16 protein-coding genes and 1 riboswitch are annotated in these 16,757 nt (G+C 73.3%); of the genes, 5 read left to right on the top strand and 11 right to left on the bottom strand.

Going from position 1 to position 16,757, the window contains the following annotated elements; all coding sequences use genetic code 11:
• Window positions 1-10: 10 nt before the first annotated feature.
• On the bottom strand, window positions 11-1,870 hold the full coding sequence (gene ggt / locus ABZ493_RS00380; protein ID WP_430580201.1) for a gamma-glutamyltransferase: 1,860 nt from the start codon (window positions 1,868-1,870) through the stop codon (window positions 11-13).
• Window positions 1,871-2,023: 153 nt separating this feature from the next.
• Here ggt and ABZ493_RS00375 point away from each other — a divergent pair, with 153 nt between their 5' ends.
• Window positions 2,024-2,965, top strand: a complete 942-nt coding sequence (locus ABZ493_RS00375) for a helix-turn-helix transcriptional regulator (RefSeq protein ID WP_430580200.1) — start codon at window positions 2,024-2,026, stop codon at window positions 2,963-2,965.
• A 10-nt stretch (window positions 2,966-2,975) separates the two neighbouring features.
• Here the strand turns inward: ABZ493_RS00375 and ABZ493_RS00370 are convergent, their stop codons facing one another.
• Together ABZ493_RS00370 and ABZ493_RS00365 are read right to left on the bottom strand one after the other, a co-directional pair.
• Complete coding sequence (locus ABZ493_RS00370; protein WP_430580199.1) at window positions 2,976-3,698, bottom strand: PAS and ANTAR domain-containing protein; 723 nt, start codon at window positions 3,696-3,698, stop codon at window positions 2,976-2,978.
• A gap of 176 nt (window positions 3,699-3,874) precedes the next feature.
• On the bottom strand, window positions 3,875-4,450 hold the full coding sequence (locus tag ABZ493_RS00365; RefSeq protein ID WP_430580198.1) for a GNAT family N-acetyltransferase: 576 nt from the start codon (window positions 4,448-4,450) through the stop codon (window positions 3,875-3,877).
• Window positions 4,451-4,539: 89 nt separating this feature from the next.
• Between ABZ493_RS00365 and ABZ493_RS00360 the strand changes: the two genes are divergently transcribed.
• Window positions 4,540-4,764 (top strand): hypothetical protein, encoded by a 225-nt coding sequence (locus tag ABZ493_RS00360; RefSeq protein WP_429731262.1) that lies wholly within the window; start codon window positions 4,540-4,542, stop codon window positions 4,762-4,764.
• A 66-nt stretch (window positions 4,765-4,830) separates the two neighbouring features.
• Here the strand turns inward: ABZ493_RS00360 and ABZ493_RS00355 are convergent, their stop codons facing one another.
• Window positions 4,831-5,172 (bottom strand): metalloregulator ArsR/SmtB family transcription factor, encoded by a 342-nt coding sequence (locus ABZ493_RS00355; protein ID WP_430580197.1) that lies wholly within the window; start codon window positions 5,170-5,172, stop codon window positions 4,831-4,833.
• Window positions 5,173-5,188: 16 nt separating this feature from the next.
• Between ABZ493_RS00355 and ABZ493_RS00350 the strand changes: the two genes are divergently transcribed.
• A complete protein-coding gene (locus ABZ493_RS00350) occupies window positions 5,189-5,665 on the top strand; it encodes an SRPBCC domain-containing protein (RefSeq protein WP_430580196.1) in 477 nt (158 codons plus the stop codon).
• A gap of 94 nt (window positions 5,666-5,759) precedes the next feature.
• Here ABZ493_RS00350 and ABZ493_RS00345 read toward each other — a convergent pair whose 3' ends face one another.
• From ABZ493_RS00345 to ABZ493_RS00320, 6 genes are all read right to left on the bottom strand, one after another.
• Complete coding sequence (locus tag ABZ493_RS00345; protein ID WP_430580195.1) at window positions 5,760-6,275, bottom strand: FBP domain-containing protein; 516 nt, start codon at window positions 6,273-6,275, stop codon at window positions 5,760-5,762.
• 353 nt (window positions 6,276-6,628) lie between these two features.
• Window positions 6,629-9,055, bottom strand: a complete 2,427-nt coding sequence (gene metE, locus ABZ493_RS00340; RefSeq protein WP_430580194.1) for a 5-methyltetrahydropteroyltriglutamate--homocysteine S-methyltransferase — start codon at window positions 9,053-9,055, stop codon at window positions 6,629-6,631.
• A 25-nt stretch (window positions 9,056-9,080) separates the two neighbouring features.
• The gene (locus tag ABZ493_RS00335; RefSeq protein WP_430580193.1) at window positions 9,081-10,103 is read right to left on the bottom strand and encodes a methylenetetrahydrofolate reductase; all 1,023 of its coding nucleotides are present in this window, start codon (window positions 10,101-10,103) and stop codon (window positions 9,081-9,083) included.
• Window positions 10,104-10,108: 5 nt separating this feature from the next.
• Window positions 10,109-10,215: riboswitch (SAM riboswitch) on the bottom strand.
• Between the two features lie 93 nt (window positions 10,216-10,308).
• Window positions 10,309-11,220 carry an NADP-dependent oxidoreductase gene (locus tag ABZ493_RS00330; RefSeq protein ID WP_430580192.1) on the bottom strand — a complete coding sequence of 304 codons (912 nt, stop codon included), beginning with the start codon at window positions 11,218-11,220 and terminating at the stop codon, window positions 10,309-10,311.
• A 51-nt stretch (window positions 11,221-11,271) separates the two neighbouring features.
• Window positions 11,272-11,526: a YbdD/YjiX family protein gene (locus ABZ493_RS00325; RefSeq protein WP_430580191.1), complete on the bottom strand. Its 255-nt coding sequence runs from the start codon at window positions 11,524-11,526 to the stop codon at window positions 11,272-11,274.
• The gene (locus ABZ493_RS00320) at window positions 11,510-13,780 is read right to left on the bottom strand and encodes a carbon starvation CstA family protein (RefSeq protein ID WP_430580190.1); all 2,271 of its coding nucleotides are present in this window, start codon (window positions 13,778-13,780) and stop codon (window positions 11,510-11,512) included. The genes ABZ493_RS00325 and ABZ493_RS00320 overlap by 17 nt, the downstream gene beginning before the upstream one ends.
• A 155-nt stretch (window positions 13,781-13,935) precedes the next feature.
• Between ABZ493_RS00320 and ABZ493_RS00315 the strand changes: the two genes are divergently transcribed.
• The gene (locus ABZ493_RS00315; RefSeq protein WP_430580189.1) at window positions 13,936-15,189 is read left to right on the top strand and encodes an NYN domain-containing protein; all 1,254 of its coding nucleotides are present in this window, start codon (window positions 13,936-13,938) and stop codon (window positions 15,187-15,189) included.
• 18 nt (window positions 15,190-15,207) lie between these two features.
• Here the strand turns inward: ABZ493_RS00315 and ABZ493_RS00310 are convergent, their stop codons facing one another.
• Window positions 15,208-16,050 (bottom strand): alpha/beta hydrolase, encoded by an 843-nt coding sequence (locus tag ABZ493_RS00310; protein WP_430580188.1) that lies wholly within the window; start codon window positions 16,048-16,050, stop codon window positions 15,208-15,210.
• Between the two features lie 110 nt (window positions 16,051-16,160).
• Between ABZ493_RS00310 and ABZ493_RS00305 the strand changes: the two genes are divergently transcribed.
• On the top strand, window positions 16,161-16,721 hold the full coding sequence (locus tag ABZ493_RS00305; RefSeq protein ID WP_430580187.1) for a TetR/AcrR family transcriptional regulator: 561 nt from the start codon (window positions 16,161-16,163) through the stop codon (window positions 16,719-16,721).
• Window positions 16,722-16,757: the final 36 nt, after the last annotated feature.

Genomic DNA, 16,757 nt, shown 5'->3' with positions numbered 1-16,757 from the left:
CGGCGCCGGGTCAGCCGTCGGAAGGCTCCACCACCATCGCCGCGCCGCCGCCGCGGCGGCGCGGCTCGGAGACGGCCGTGAGCAGGCCGTCGTCGCCGATCTGCACGGCGGTGGCCGCGCCGATCTCCGCGGCGGACGTGAACGCGTCGCCCGACGGCACGAGCGTGTGCCCGTAGGCCTCGAGCTCCGGTCCGTAGGCCTCGATGAACTCCGGCTCGGCGGTGACGGACGCCGTGTTGCGCTGCGCGGCGCGCGGGGCCGCCAGCGCGTCGCCGATCGGCATGCCGCGGTCGAGGTGGTTCGTCAGCGTCTGCAGCACGGTCGTGATGATGGTCGAACCGCCGGGGGAGCCGAGGGCCAGCACGGGCTCGCCGTCGCGCAGCACGATCGTCGGCGCCATCGACGACCGCGGCCGCTTGCCCGGCTCGATGCGGTTCGGGTCGTCCGCCGCCCACACGGTGGAGAAGTCGGTGAGCTCGTTGTTCAGCAGGAAGCCGCGCCCCGGCACGAGCATCCCCGAGCCGCCGGTCTGCTCGATCGTCAGGGTGTACTCGACGACGTTCCCGTCCTTGTCGACCACGGTGAGGTTGGTCGTGGAGACGTTCTCCGTGTCCGAGTCGGCGGGGGCGATCGTCTCGCCGCACGCCGCGTCGTCGGCGTCCACGTCGCCGGGCGCGACGGGCTTGGTCGCCGCCGCCTCCGGGTCGAGCAGGCACGCGCGCTCGGCGGCGAAGTCGTCCGACAGCAGGGTGTCGAGCGGGACGTCGACGAACGCGGGGTCGCCCACGTAGGCGCCGCGGTCGGCGAACGCCAGCGCGCTCGCCTCGAGGTAGTGGTGCAGGTAGGCGGCGTCGTCCATGGCCGCGAGGTCGAACGTCTCGAGGATGTTGAGCGCCTCGCCCACGGTGGACCCGCCGCTGGAGGACGGCGCCATGCCGTAGACGTCGAAGTCGCGGTAGTCGGACACCGTCGGGTCCTGGAGCAGCGCCTCGTAGCCCGCGAGGTCGTCGAGGTCGAGGAATCCCGGCGGCACGGGCAGGTCGGTGTCCGGAGAGGTCTGCGGGTCCTGCACGACGTCCACCATCTCGGCCGCGAGGTCGCCGCCGTAGAACGCGTCCGTGCCGTGCTTCGCCAGCAGGTCGTACGTGTCCGCCAGGTCGCGGTTGCGGAACACGCTGCCGACGGCCGGCGGCTGCCCGCCCGGTAGGTACAGCTCTGCCGTCGCGGGGAACGCCGCGAACCGCTCGGCGTTGCTCTTGGTCTGGTCGTGGAACGTCTGGTCGACGACGAACCCGCGCCGCGCCAGCTGCGTCGCCGGCTTCAGCGCCTTCTTCAGGGAGTAGGTGCCCCACTCGTCGAGCGCCGTCTGCCACGTGGCGGGCGTGCCCGGCGTGCCGACCGAGACGCCGCTGGTCACCAGGTCCGGCGTGAACGGGTACGGCCTCCCGGTGGCCGGGTCGATGAAGGCGTCGTTCGGCATGTCCGCCGGCGCCGTCTCCCGACCGTCGATGGTCTGCACCTCGCCGCTGTCGGCGTCGTAGTACACGAAGTACCCGCCGCCCCCGACGCCGGCGCTGTACGGCTCCGTCACCCCCAGCGCCGCGGCCGCGGCCACCGCCGCGTCGACTGCGTTGCCGCCCTTGCGCAGCACCTCCAGGCCGACCCGGCTCGCCTCCGGGTCCACCGTGCTGATCGCGCCGCCGTACCCGACGGCGGTCGGCACCTTGACGTCGTCGCGCGGGGCGGCGTTCGCCGAGGTCGCGGCGGTGGCGCCGACGACGGCGGTCGTCGCGGTGAGGGCGACGGCACCCAGCGCGGCGACGGCGCGGGTGCGGACTGCGGGGCGGGTGCTGGAGCGGCGCTGGTCCATGCGTGTCTCCTGTGGCGGGTGCGGGTCCCGGGTGCGGCTCCTCCCACAGTGGCGGAGAACGCCGTCGGACGCCCGCCGAACGCCGCGAGACGGCGGGACGGGGCGCTCAGCCGACCCCTTGCGCACCGGTGTCGTACTCGCGACTGTTGGCGGATGACGACATCGGTCGCGGGCTTCGAGCTGCGCACCTCCGACGCCCAGGAGGCCGAGCAGGCGCTCGAGAGGATCTTCCCGCGCGTGCACCTGCGAGCGCCGAAGCAGGCCTTCGAGTTCTCCATCCGCTCCGCCGCGGTCGGTCACCTGGCCTGGACGGACCACACGCTGCCCATGCCCGGCCGCTCCGCCCTGGACGAGCCGGAGCCGCTCGTCATCCTCGAGCTGCGGGGCGAGATCGCGCTGGAGCACGCCGGACAGACCTTCGGGCCGGGCCCGGTGCTGCTCGACGCGCGGGACCAGGCCACGGCGACCTGGGAGACGGCCAGGACGAGCGGCTTCACCGTCGACCGGGGGTACGTGCGCGCGGTGGCGTCGCGCCTCACGGGGCGCGAGCAGCCGAGCCGCCTCTTCCAGGCGGGTTCGCCGCTGGGTCCGGCGGAGGCGCGCGCGTGGGAGGCGACGGCGCGCTATGCCGCGCGGTCGCTGACCGTCGACGCCGAGGCGATGTCGTCGCCGGTCCTGCAGCGTTCGCTGGAGCACCACGTCGTTCTGTCGCTCCTGCACACGTTCCCGAACGTGGCCCTCGATCACCGGGGGCCGGCCACTCGGAGCGTGCTGCCGGCGGTCGTGCGGCGGGCGTCGGCGTTCATCGACGAGCACGCGCACGAGGCGATCACGGTCGACGACGTCGCCGCCGCGGTGCATGTCTCCACCCGCGGCCTGCAGGCGGCGTTCCGTCGCTCCCTGGGCGCGACTCCGGGAGAGGTGCTGCGCCGGGCCCGGCTGGACGGTGCGCGACGCGAGCTCCTCGACGCCGACCCGGGTGTCGTCACCGTGGCGGCGGTGGCGCACCGGTGGGGATTCCTGCACCTCGGCCACTTCGCCGCCGCCTACCGGCGGGAGCACGACGAGCTGCCGTCGACGACCCTGCACCGGTGAGCGCCGGTTCTCAGCGCGCGCTCGTGGACCGTCCGGTCGCGAGAGGGGCGGAGCGCAGCAGACGCTCGACGAAATGTCGCCCGGCCGTCCCGTGCGTGTTCGCGGCGGCCAGTACCGCTGTCGCGAGGTCCCGCACCTTGACGTTGTGGTCGTTGGAGGCGGTGCGCAGCATCGCGAAGGCGTCGTCGGACGTGACGCCGTAGAGCACCATCAGCGCCCCCTTGGCCTGCTCGATCGCGGACCGGCTCTGCTCCGACTCGGCCACCTGCTGGGAGGCCGTGCGGGACGCGCGCTCCCGGATCTCGTCCGTCACGTCCGTGACGAAGCCCTCCAGCACGGTCGTGAAGGGATCGTGCTCGGTGGGCTGGACGTGACCGGTGAGCACGACGGTGCGCTCCCGGCCGAGTGCGTCCATGATGCGGTGCACGCTGGCGAAGGGGGCACCGGTGCGCCGGGCCGCGGCGAGCAGCCGCTGCACTCGCTCGCGGTCGTCGGGATGCTGGTGCGCCAGGACGAGAGCGGTGGACGGCACCACCTCGCCCGGCTCGAAGCCGTGGACGAGGAACGTCCCCTCCGACCACCACCAGGTCTCTTCCGGGAGCAGGCAACCATACGAGCCGGTGAGCGGCGTGTTCGGGATGCCGAGAGTGTGCTCCAGGGCGGACCTCTCCCGCGCTGGTGCGGGGGACGACGGAGTCTCGGGCGTGTCGGCCGGCGTGCGACGGGGGTCCACGGGCACCTCCTGTGCATGCGCGTCACGCAGGACCTGGACGCGGTCTGCTCCGGGACCGGGTCTCGATGTCGGTTGACCACCACACCACGGGTGACACGCCGGCGACGGACGGTCTGCGTGTCCGGGACGGCGGTGTGCGCCTGAAGGACAGCCCGCCCGGACGCTCCTGTGGATCGTCAGACGGCGGGCACGTCGGCCCGCATCACCCAGCGCCACTTGGCGATCCGCCGGTCGCGGACGAAGCCGAGCTGCTCGTAGAGCGCCTCCGGGCCCGTGTGGAGGTAGGCGCCGCGCTGCGGCGGCCGGTCGGCGGTCTGCTCCGGGTACGCCTCCACCACCCCGCCGCCGGCCTGAGCGATGGCGTCCAGGGCCGCGCCGACGGCGGCCCGGGCGACCCCGTGCCCCCGGTGCTTCCCCGCGGTGAATATGCAGCCGATGCGCCAGGTGGGCGGCTCCCCGGCCTCGCGCTCGTAGGCCTTGCGGTTGTTGATGTTCGGCAGCTCGGCCGGCGTGCCGTACTGGCACCAGCCCACGCAGTCCGCGCCGTCGTAGACCAGCACCTGCCGCACCGTCCCCGCGCGGGTGTGCGCCAGCTTGGCGGCGCGGTTGCCCTCGGGCGTGCTGTCCCGGCCGATGCCCTCCGGGTGGAAACCCATGCACCAGCACCCGCCCCACACGCCGTGGTGGGCCTCGACGAGCGCCGCGAAGTCGTCCCACGTGTCGGTGGTCAGGTGCTTCGTCGCGTACCCCATGTCCGGACGATAGGCACGTGGCGTCGCACAGGCACGGGAGCCGCCGGGGCCGTTCGCCGTGCCCGCCGTCGTCGGCCTATCCTCGGAGCATGAGCGACTTCCAGGTCAACCCGCGCGTCAAGTCCGAGCCCACCGGTGCCGTCCTCGGCCGTTTCCTCGGCGCGTTCGTGCTCTTCGCCGCCGGCCTGGTGCTGTTCGGCTCCGGCGCCTCGGGCGGCAACCCGACCCTGGACCCGTACATGGTCGTCGGCGGCATCCTGCTCGTCGGGCTGGCCTTCGGCCTCCCGATGATCGGCGCGCACGAGCGCGGCTGACCCCGCACCTCCCTGACGGACCTCCGCGACGACGGCGTCGCGGGGGTCTTCGTCGTGTCGGGGGCGTCAGGCGTCGTCGTCGAGCCGGCCGAGCAGATCGACGGCGGCGCGCGCGTAGTCGCCGATCCACCGGTCGTGGAGGCGCTTGATGGGCAGCGGCGCGAGCGCGAGGTGGCGCTCGCGGCCCACTTTGCGGCCGGTGACGAGCTCCGCACGCTCGAGCACGCGCAGGTGCTGCAGCACGGTGGTGCGGTCGAGCTCGGGGAACAGCGCGCACAGCTCGCCGGTGGTGCGGGTGGACTCCTTGAGCGCGTCGAGCATGCGCCGCCGCACCGGCGCGGCGAGGGCCTTGAAGACGGCGTCGTCGTCGGCGGGGTCGCCGTCATCCCTGGGCGCCGGAGAGTTCATGTGATAAAAATACAACATGAACGAGAAGCAGGCACTCTCCGAGCTCACCTTCACGGTCTCGGGCCGCGTCTCGCGCCCGTGCCGTGACGTCTACGAGGCCATCGCGGACCCCGCACAGCTGTCCCAGTACTTCACGACCGGCGGCGCCCGCGGGCGCCTGGAGCCCGGGGCCGACGTGTCCTGGGACTTCGCGGACTTCCCCGGCCGCTTCCCCGTCACCGTCGTCGAGGCGGACGCGCCGCGCCGCATCGTCATCCGGTGGGAGGGTGCGGACACCGCCGACGGGTCCGGCTCCACCACCACGACGTTCGAGCTGGAGCCGCTCGACGACGACACCCGCACGCTCGTCACCATCACCGAGTCGTCCTGGGCCCTCAGCCCGGGCGGCGCGAAGAACGCGTTCGGCAACTGCGAGGGCTGGACCGGCATGCTCGCCGCGCTCAAGGCGTGGGTCGAGCACGGCATCAACCTGAGGGACGGCTTCTACCGGTAGGCCCGGAGCCGCCGAACAGGCGGTTGACACCGTTATCGGGGGTGTTCGCCCGCGATAACGGTGTCAACCGCCTGTTCGGCAGGGGTCGGATGCGTCAGGCGGTGCGGCGCACCTCGTCGAGGAACTTGCGGGTGTGCTCGCGCAGCGCAGCGACGCGGCGCTCGACGATCGCCTCGCGGACGCCGGGGTCGTCGCGCCCCGCCTCGGCAAGGGTGGGACGACGGCGCACGTTGCGGGAGCAGCGGAAGTCGCCGCAGACGAGCGTGCCGATGGTGTCGCCCTTGCGGCCGGCGGCGCCGCCGCGCTTGGCGACGAAGAGCTGCACGTCACGGGTCTCGACGACGTCCTCGCACCACGCGCACATGGCGGCGCGGCGCGGGCCGGTGCGCTCGGTGGCGCGCAGGAGGACGCCGACGGGCTCGGCGTCCGGCTCGTCGTCGAGGGTCATGACGACGTACGCGGCCAGGGGCTGCTTGCGGTCGCGCCAGCCCAGGTAGTCGAGGCGGTCCCAGTCGACCTCGTCGAGGTCGGGGACGATCATGCGCTGGCGCTCGCTGCGCGTCGCGTTGACGAGGCTGTCGCGGAGCTGCTTCTCGGTCAGGGGGTTCATGAGGATCGGCTTTCGGATGAGCGGGGGTGGGCGCGACGAAGCCCCGCACCGCCCGGTCCGCCGGACCGATCAGCCTGAGAAGCGTGAACGATCAGCGGGGGACGGTGCCGGGGCAGGCGGGACTGCCCGAGCAGGCCTGGTGGCCCACCCCGCTCCCTGCGACGCCCGGCATCGCTCGCTCCTCGCTCGTGAAAGATGGTGGTCCGCTCGCGCCCCGAGGGCACGACCGGCCCTTCCATGGTGGCACGGGACCGTCGCCCGGGTCGACGTCTATTGCGTCACCCCGTCGCCGAACATGCAGTTGCGCACCTTCTGAACGCTCAGAAGGTGCGCAACTGCATGCTCGGCAGTGGTCAGAGGGCCGCGCGGACCTCGCGCGCGGCGGCGACCAGATGCGCCAGGGCCGGCTCGACCTCCGCGTACCGGCGGGTCTTGAGCCCGCAGTCCGGGTTGACCCACACGAGCGCCGGGTCGATCGCCTTGACGGCGAGCGTCAGCAGCTCGGTGACCTCGTCGGACGACGGCACACGCGGGGAGTGGATGTCGTAGACGCCCGGCCCGATGCCGCGGGAGTACCCGGCGTCGGCGAGCTCCGGCACGATCTCCATGCGGGAGCGGGCCGCCTCGACCGACGTCACGTCGGCGTCGAGGCCGTCGATCGCGCCGATGACCTCGCCGAACTCCGAGTAGCACAGGTGGGTGTGGATCTGCGTGGCGGCGTCCACCCCCGACGTCGCGAGCCGGAACGACCCGACCGACCAGTCGAGGTAGGCGGGCTGGTCGGCGCGGCGCAGCGGCAGCAGCTCGCGCAGCGCGGGCTCGTCCACCTGCACGATGCCGATGCCCGCGGCCTCCAGGTCCGCGATCTCGTCGCGCAGGGCCAGGCCCACCTGGTTGGCGGTGTCGCCGAGCGGCTGGTCGTCGCGGACGAACGACCACGCGAGGATCGTCACCGGGCCGGTGAGCATGCCCTTGACCGGCTTGTCGGTGAGCGACGCCGTGTACGCGGACCACTCGACCGTGATCGGCGCCGGGCGCTGCACGTCGCCCCAGAGGATCGGCGGGCGCACGCAGCGCGACCCGTACGACTGCACCCAGCCGTTCGCCGTCACCGCGAAGCCGTCGAGCTGCTCGGCGAAGTACTGCACCATGTCGTTGCGCTCGGGCTCGCCGTGCACCAGCACGTCGAGGCCCAGCTCCTCCTGCAGCGCCACGACGCGCCCGATCTCCTCGCGCATCGCGGTGGAGTAGTCGGCGTCGGCGAGCTCGCCCTTCGTCCACGCGGCCCGGGCCTTGCGGATCTCCGGGGTCTGCGGGAACGAGCCGATCGTCGTCGTGGGCAGCGGGGGCAGGTTCAGGCGCGCGGCCTGCGCGGCCGCGCGCTCCGCGTACGGGCCGCGGGCGAAGTCGGCGTCGGTGAGGGCCGCGGCCCGGTCGCGCACCGCGGGCACGACGACGCCCGCCGCCGTCGCGCGGGAGGCCACGGCCGCGGACGACGCGGCGAGCGCGTCCGCGACGGCGCCACGGCCGTCCGCGAGGGCGCGGGCCAGGGTCGCGACCTCGCCCACCTTCTGGTCGGCGAACGCGAGCCAGTCGCGCAGGCGCGGGTCGAGCGTGGTGCCCGCCGCCTGCTGGTCGAACACCTCGTCCTCGACGTCGTGCGGCACGTGCAGCAGCGACGTCGACGTGCCGACGGCGAGGGCCCCGGCGCCGAGGCCCCGCAGCGACTCGACGACGTCGAGCTTGGCGGCCAGGTCGGCGCGCCAGACGTTGTGCCCGTCGATCACGCCCGCGACGAGCGTCTTGCCCTCGAGGCCCGGGACCGCGCCGTCGAGACTGCCGGCGGGCACGGCACCCTTGACCAGGTCGATCGCGATCGCGTCGACGTCGGTCGCGGCGAGGAGCGCGAGGGCGTCCTCGTGCAGGCCGCCGAACGGCGCGGTCACGAGGATGGCCGGCCGCTCGCCCGCGGAGTCCTCAGAGGCGGTGTCGTCGTCGGTCTCCCTCGCGAGGCCGGTCGCCAGGGTGCGGTACGCCGAGGCGATCGCCGCGTGCAGGCGCTCGGCGGGCACGTCGAGGGAGTCGGTGACGAGCGCGGGCTCGTCGAGCTGCACCCACGGCACGCCGACGGCGGCCAGCGCGCGCAGCAGGTCGGCGTACGCGGCGACGACGTCGTCGAGCCGGTCGAGCGGGTGGAAGCCCTCGCCCGCCTCGTCGGCCGCCTTCGACAGGGCGAGGAACGTCACGGGGCCCACGAGCACCGGGCGCGTCGTGACGCCGGCCTCCTTGGCCTCGGCGTACTCGCGCACGATGCGGTGGTCGGCGAACGAGACCGGCGTCGTCTCGCTGATCTCCGGCACGAGGTAGTGGTAGTTGGTGTCGAACCACTTGGTCATCTCGAGCGGGGCGTCCTCGCCGCGGCCGCGGGCCACGGTGAAGTACCCGTCGAGCTCGAGCGAGCCGTCCTCGTCGTCGAGCAGGTCGCGGAACCGCGCGGGGACGGCGCCCAGCAGCGCGACGACGTCGAGCACCTGGTCGTAATAGGAGAACGACCCGGGCACGGAGCCGTCGTCGGGGTTCAGGCCGAGGTCGACGAGGCGGCGTGCCGTCTCGCGGCGCAGCGTGCCTGCCGCGACCTCCAGGTCGACGGCGTCGGTGCGCCCGGCCCAGAAGGACTCGACGGCCTTCTTGAGCTCGCGGCGCCGCCCGATGCGCGGGTAGCCGAGGATCGTGCCGCCCGGGAAGGCGGCGGGGGTGGGGCTGGTCGGTGTGGTGGACATGAGCACTCCAGAGTTCGGGCGCCCGTCAGACGACGGGAGCCTGGGTCGGGATGCTCGGTACCCACGGCCTTCTGGCCAGGTCCGCGCCGTCCGACGTGGCGTCGGAGGGCGCCGGTCCGCCGAGGTGGACACCCTCGAGCAGGTCCAGAGCGGGACGGTACTTGTTGAACGTGTACACGTGGATGCCGGGGGCGCCCGCGTCGAGCACGCGCTGGGCGAGCTCCACGGCGCGCGCGGTCCCGTAGGCGTGCTGGGCCTCCGGGTCCCCCGCGGCGTCGAGCGCGTCCAGCAGCTGCCGGGGCGCGCGGACGCCGGTGAGCTCCTCGACGCGACGGAGCCGGCGCGGCTCGGTCGTGGGCAGCTGCCCGGCGAGGATCGGGATCGTCACCCCGGCCGCGCGGGCCTCGGCGACGAAGTCGGTGTAGGAGTCGGCCTCGTAGAACAGCTGCGTGATGGCGAAGCCCGCCCCCGCCTCCTGCTTCTCCTTGAGGCGCCGGACCTCCTGGGCCCGGGTGGTGCCCGCCTGCACGTTGCCGTCGACGAACGTCGCGACGGCGATCGTCATCGGGCGGGCGGCGCCGCGCAGGGCGGCCCCGGGGTCGGTCGCGCAGCGCCGGGCCTCGACCTCGCGCAGCAGGTGCACGAGCTCGATCGACGACGCGACGCCGTCGGCGGGCGGCGCCCAGTCCGGCTGGTCCTTCGGCGGGTCGCCGCGCAGGGCCAGGAACGCGCGGGTGCCGGCGTCGAGGAAGTCGTCGATGACGGCGGAGACGTCCTCGCGGTGCGCGCCCACGCAGGTCAGGTGCGCCACGGGCAGGACGGGTGTGCCCTCGAGCAGGGTCGCGACGACCTGGCGGGCGGTCGCCCGGTCACCGCCGCCCGCGCCGTACGTCACGGACACGAAGTCCGGGCGCGCGGCCACGAGCCGGCGCGCCGTCTCCCAGAACTTGGGGGCGGCGTCCGGCCGGCGCGGCGGCATGAGCTCGAACGAGACCGTCGGGCGTGCCGGCAGCACCGGGGTGGGCGAAAGGGATGCCTCTGCGACCATGCGTCACTCCATCGATCCTGGCGTGAGCACCTTCGTCCTCGGGAGGCTTCCGTCGGAGAACGGGTTGCTGCGGCGTCGTCGAGCCAGGACTCTCGGCCGCTCTGGATGGCTTGTCACGCGATCGTACGCAGCATCCGCGATACGAGCGAGGATGAGACCGCCTGGTGAGACGATCGCTGATGCGGATCGGGCGGGAACGCCCTGCTCAGGGCACCAGCACGACCTTGCCGCCCGCGCGTCCGGTCTCGACGAGCTCGTGCGCCCGCGGCGCGTCGGCCAGCGGCAGCACGGCGCCGACGGTGGTCGTCAGCTCGCCGCGGGCCAGGGCGTCGACGGCCTCGGCGAGCTCGCCGGCGTCGCGCTCGGACCGCCAGCTGGCCTGGACCCCGAGGTCCGCCGCGGCGTCGTCGGCGATGGTGACGATCCGGTCGGTGCCGCCGCGCAGGGCGATCGAGTCGGGCAGCACGCCCGCGCCGGTGGCGTCGAGGACGGCGTCCACGCCGTCGGGGGCGAGGGCGCGCACCCGCTCCACGAGCCCCGCGCCGTAGGTGGTGGGCGTCGCGCCGAGTGCGGCGACCCGGTCCTGGTTGCGCTGCGACGCCGTGCCGATCACGCGGGCGCCGCGGCGCACGGCGAGCTGGACGGCCAGCTCGCCCACCGACCCGGACGCCCCGTGCACGAGCAGCGTCTCGCCGGACCGGACGTCGAGGAGGCGCAGCACGCGGGTCGCGGTCTCCGCCGCGACGGGCAGCGTCACCGCGTCGGCCGCGGCGAGCCCGTCGGGCACCCGCGCGAAGACCGAGGTGAGGGCGAGCTCGGCATACCCGCCGCCGACGGCGAACCCGACCACGCGGTCGCCGGGCGCGACGCCGGTCGCGCCGTCCCCGCCGGGCGGGCCGACCTGGTCGACGACCCCCGCCACCTCCAGACCGGGCACGACGGCCGACGTCGGCGCCGGGGCGCCGGTCGCCCCGGCGCCGGACTTCACGTCCCAGCCGTTGACGGCGGCGGCCTCGACGCGCACGCGCACCTGGCCGGGCCCGGCCTGAGGGTCGGGGACGGCGGCGAGGTGCAGCACCTCCGGCCCGCCGTGGGACTCGTAGACGATCGCGCGCACGCGCCCATCCTGGCGCGGCGGGCGCCGTCGTGCCCGCCCGCTCAGCACCGTTCAGCAGCAGCGCGAGCCCGGGTTGCGGTCCTGGGCCGCGTAGTGCTCCCGCCAGAACTCGCGCTCGCCCATCGGCTCCCGGTCCGGGTGGGCGGACCGCTCGTGCGCCACGTACGTCGCGTAGGCGCCCTCGCCCATCACCTGCCGCACGTACCAGCGCAGGTTCGACCACCCCGCCGACGCCGCCCGGGCGAGTGCCCGGGCGGCGTCGCGCGCGGTGGCGCCGACGGTGCGGGCGTCAGTGGTGCCCGGCACCGCTGGTCTCCCGCAGGCCGGCGTCGGCCCACTCCTTCTCGATCCGCTTCTCCTCGGCCGTCGCGAAGAGGTTCGCCGGGGCGAACCGCCGGGACGCGACGGGCGCGTCCTCATGGTTCTCGCCGCCGCCGTCGCGGAACGCCTTGATCGTCACGACCACCGACGCCGCGATCACGATGATCGACAGCACCACGAACACGATCGACAGGGTGCCCTGCACGAAGGTGTTGCGGACCACGGCCTCCATCGCGGCGACGTCGGGCGCGGTGCCGAACGACGTCTCCCCGGCGGCGAGCGCGTCCTGGAACGCCCGGTGCTGCGCCCAGTACCCGACCTGGGGCACGTCCGAGAAGATCTTCTCGAACGACGCCCAGATCGTGATGAGCGCCGTGAAGGCGAGCGGCACGGCCACGATCCACAGCCAGGCCCAGTAGGCGCGGCCGCGCTTGGCGACGATCGCGAGCACGACGGCGAGCGCGATCGCGGCCAGCAGCTGGTTCGCGATGCCGAACAGCGGGAAGAACGTGTTGATGCCGCCGAGCGGGTCGGTGACGCCCAGGTAGAGGATCGTGCCCCAGCCCGCGACCATGATCGCGGTGCAGATCCACACCCCTGGTCGCCAGCTCACGTCCTTGAACCTCGGTGCCACGTTGCCGATGGTGTCCTGCAGCATGAAGCGGGCCACGCGGGTGCCGGCGTCGACGGCGGTGAGGATGAACAGCGCCTCGAACATGATCGCGAAGTGGTACCAGAAGCCCATCATCGCGGTGCCGCCGACGAGCTGGTGCATGATCGTCGCGAGGCCGAGCGCGAGCGTCGGCGCGCCGCCGGTGCGGGACACGATCGACGGCTCGCCCACCTGGCCGGCCAGGGTGCTGAGGGTGTCGGGCGTGAGGTTGACGCCGGCGAGGCCGAGCGAGTTCACGAACGCGACCGCGCCCTCGATGGTGCCGCCCGTGGCGGCCGCCGAGGAGTTCATCGCGAAGTACACGCCGCGGTCGATCGAGATCGCGGCGACCAGCGCCATGATCGCGACGAACGACTCCATGAGCATGCCGCCGTAGCCGATGAAGCGCGTCTGGCGCTCCTTCTCCACGAGCTTCGGCGTCGTGCCCGACGAGATGAGCGCGTGGAACCCGGACAGGGCGCCGCACGCGATCGTCACGAACAGGAAGGGCCACAGGCTGCCGGAGACCACCGGGCCGGTCTCGCCGCTCGCGAACTCGCTGATCGCGGGCACGTTGATCTCGGGCCGCACGATGACGACGGCGCCGGCGAGCACCACGATGACGCCCACCTTCATGAAGGTGGACAGGTAGTCGCGCGGGGCGAGCAGCAACCACACGGGCAGGACGGCGGCCACGAAGCCGTAGACGATGATGCCGACGGCGATCGTGGTGCGGTCGAGGGTGAACACGTCGGCGCCCCACGCGGTGTCGGCGACCATGCCGCCGCCGATGATCGCGGCGAGCAGCAGCACGAAGCCGATGAGGGAGACCTCGGTGATCTTGCCCGGGCGCAGGTACCGCAGGTAGACGCCCATGAACAGCGCGATCGGGATCGTCATGGAGACGCTGAACACGCCCCAGGGGCTCTCGCCGAGGGCGTTGACGACCACGAGGGCGAGGATCGCCACGATGATGATCATGATGAGCAGGGACGCGACGATCGCGGCGACGCCGCCGATCCGCCCGAGCTCCTCGCGCGCCATCTGGCCGATGGTGCGCCCGCCGCGGCGCATGGAGAAGAACAGCACCGTGTAGTCCTGCACGGCGCCCGCGAGCACCACGCCGACGATGATCCAGATGGTGCCGGGCAGGTACCCCATCTGCGCGGCGAGGACCGGGCCCACCAGCGGGCCGGCGCCGGCGATGGCGGCGAAGTGGTGGCCGAACAGCACGCGGCGGTCGGTGGGGACGAAGTCCTTGCCGTCCTCCTGCGTCTCGGCGGGGGTGGCGCGGCGGTCGTCGGGGCGCGTGATGTACCGCTCGATGACCTTCGAGTAGAAGCGGTACCCGATGAGGTACGTGCACACCGAGGCGAAGACGAACCAGATCGCGTTGATGGTCTCGCCGCGCACCAGCGCGATCATGACCCACGCGACGCCGCCGAGGAGCGCGATCGCGGCCCAGAGTGCGATCTTCGCGGGCGTCCAGCGGGGCTTGAGGTCCTCGGCCGGGACGGCCGTCGGGGGGAGCGAGGGGTCGGGAACGATCTCGTCCGTCGCCGTGGTGGCTCCGGGATCTGCTGACAAGGTGAGCCTCCAAGGCGTCGCGTCGTCGGGACCCGACACAGGATAGGGGGTGAAGAAAGGGTGACGGAACGCCCGGAACCTGGACGGCGTGCTGACGGCCGTGGTAACCGGCTCTGGGCCCGCGGTGGAGCACTCGACGCCGTAGCCTGACGTGCATGGACACCGAAGAGCGCCTCGCCGTCTTCCTCGACTACGAGAACCTGGCGCTCGGCGCCCGCGACCACCTGGGCGGCATGCAGTTCGACTTCAAGCCCATCGCGGACGCGCTCGCCGTGCGGGGGCGCGTGGTCGTGCGCCGCGCGTACGCCGACTGGTCGTACTTCGACGAGGACCGGCGGATGCTCACCCGCCACCAGGTCGAGCTCATCGAGATGACGCAGCGCATGGGCGCGTCCCGCAAGAACGCCGCCGACATCAAGATGGTGGTCGACGCGATCGAGATGGCGTTCGAGCGCGAGTACATCACCACGTTCGTGATGTGCACCGGCGACTCCGACTTCTCCCCGCTGGTCCACAAGCTGCGCGAGCTCGACAAGAAGGTCATCGGCGTCGGCGTGGAGAACTCCACGTCCCGCCTGCTGCCGCCGGCCTGCGACGAGTTCCTCTTCTACGACCGCCTCGAGGGCGTCGACGTGCCCGACGAGTCCGAGGCCCCCGCCCCCAAGCGGTCCGGCCGCGGCGGCAAGGGCACCGGCCGGTCCGGCGGTGGCCGCGGGGGGAGGGCCAAGGCCCCCGCCCCGGTCGAGGCCCCCGCAGAGGCGACGGAGTCCGCCGCTCCCGCCGAGGAGCCCGCGCCCGCGACGTCCGGCGCGACGTCGGGGACCCGCCGCCGCAAGAAGGCGCCCGCGGCCGAGCCCGCCGTCGAGCCCGCGGCAGAGCCCGTCGAGTCCGTGGTCGAGACGGACCTCGAGCAGGAGGACGCGGCGCCCGCCGGAGAGGACGCGACGATGGAGGTCAAGGTCGCGCAGACCCTCGCCGACCTCCAGGCCTCGACCAGCGGCTCGGTCACGGCGTCGATGCTCAAGCGCACGATGGTGCGCAAGGACCCCACGTTCAGCGAGTCGGACTACGGCTTCCGCACGTTCGGCGAGTTCCTGCGCTTCCTCGCCGACCGCGGCTTCGTGGTGCTCTCGCCCGGCCCGTCGACGGGCGACCCCGAGGTGGAGCTGCCCGCGCAGCAGGACACCGAGGGCGCGTTCGACCTGCTGCGCCAGGTGGTGCGCGACGCCGGCGGCAGCGCGCCGCTGTCCGGGCTGAAGAACGAGGTGCGCAAGCGCCGCCCCGACTTCTCCGAGAAGGCGCTCGGCTACCGCGGGTTCCTGCAGTTCGCGAAGGGCGCCGCGGCAGCCGGCGCCGTCGCCCTCGCGTGGGACGACGACGCCGACGACTACCTGCTCACCGCGAGCTGAGTGCCCACGGGGGCGCGCTCAGCGCCCGACGAACGCGAGCAGCGCCGCGTTGACCTCGTCCGCGTGCGTCCACAGCAGGCCGTGGGGAGCGTCCTCGACCTCGACGTACTCGGCGTCCGGCACGGCGGCGTGGAAGCGCCGGCCCGAGGCGTCGATCGGCAGGATGTTGTCCTTCGTGCCGTGCAGGATCAGCGTGGGCAGGCCCGCGGCGCGGACCGCCTCGACGTCGGGCCGGAAGTCCTCGATCCACGTGGGGACGACGGCGTAGGCAGCGACGGGCGCGGAGCCGACGGCCGTGCTCCAGTTCGCCCGCACGACCTCCTCGGAGATCCGCGTGCCCAGGTTCTCGTCGAGGTTGTAGAAGTCCTTGTAGAACTGCGTGAACCAGGCATAGCGGTCGCCGCGGGCCGCGTCGACGATGCCGTCGAAGACGGCCTGCGGCACGCCCTCGGGGTTGTCGTCGCGCTGCACGAGGAACGGCTCGAGCGAGGCGAGGAAGGCGAGCTTGGCGACGCGCTCGTGGCCGTGGTTGCGCACGTACCGGGCAAGCTCGCCGGTGCCCATCGAGAAACCGACGAGGATGACGTCCCGCAGGTCGAGCGTCGTCAGGACGGTGTCGAGGTCCTTCGCGAACGTGTCGTAGTCGTACCCCGAGCCGACCTTGCTGGACGCGCCGAAACCGCGGCGGTCGTAGGTGATCACGCGGTACCCGGCGGCGAGGAGCTCGCGGGTCTGCAGCTCCCAGCTGTGCCCGTCGAGTGGGTACCCGTGCACGAGGACGACCGGCTGCCCCGAGCCCTGGTCCTCGTAGTAGAGCTCCACGGCCGTGCTGTTCTCCTGACCGACGGTGATGTGGCCCATGGTCGTGCTCCTTCCGAAGGAGGGGAGAACGATCGTTCTCCCGCTGTTCGCTACAGTAGAGAACGATGGTTCTCCCCGCAAGGGGAGGGACGGCGACGAGAGGGTGAACGATGCTCGACGAGCAGGCAGCGCGGGAGTCCGTGGTCGCCGCCGCCGACCGGCTGTTCTACGCGCGCGGCGTGCAGGCCGTGGGCATGGACGCCGTCCGCGCCGAGGCGGGCGTGTCGCTCAAGCGGATCTACGGGCTCTTCCAGTCGAAGGAGGACCTGGTGGTCGCCGTCCTCGCGCTCCGGACGCGGCAGTGGACGGAGGGCGTGGAGCGCGCGGCCGCCGGTGCGGCCACGCCGCGCGACCGGATCCTCAGCGTCTTCGACTTCCTCGACGCGTGGTTCCGGGAGGACGGGTTCCGGGGGTGCGCGTTCATCAACTCGTTCGGCGAGCTCGGCGCGACGTCGCCCCGCATCGCGGAGGCCGTGCGCGGGCACAAGGAGGCCTTCCGGGAGCACGTGCTGGCCCTCGTGCGCGAGGCAGGCCTGCCCGACGCCGTCGCCCTGCAGGTCGTGCTCCTCGCCGAGGGCGCGCAGACCACCGCCGCCATCACGCACGACGCCGACGTGGCGCGCGAGGCACGCCGCGCCGCCGCGTCGCTGCTCGCAGCCTCGGCGGCGTGAACGCCCTGATCGCACGCCCGCGGGAGCTGCTTCGGC

It is taken from the genome of Isoptericola sp. NPDC019482 (assembly GCF_040632295.1).
Classification (GTDB): Bacteria; Actinomycetota; Actinomycetes; order Actinomycetales; family Cellulomonadaceae; genus Isoptericola.
The sequence above is the reverse complement of the archived record's forward strand: the minus strand, read 5'-3'. Positions and strand labels throughout refer to the sequence as shown.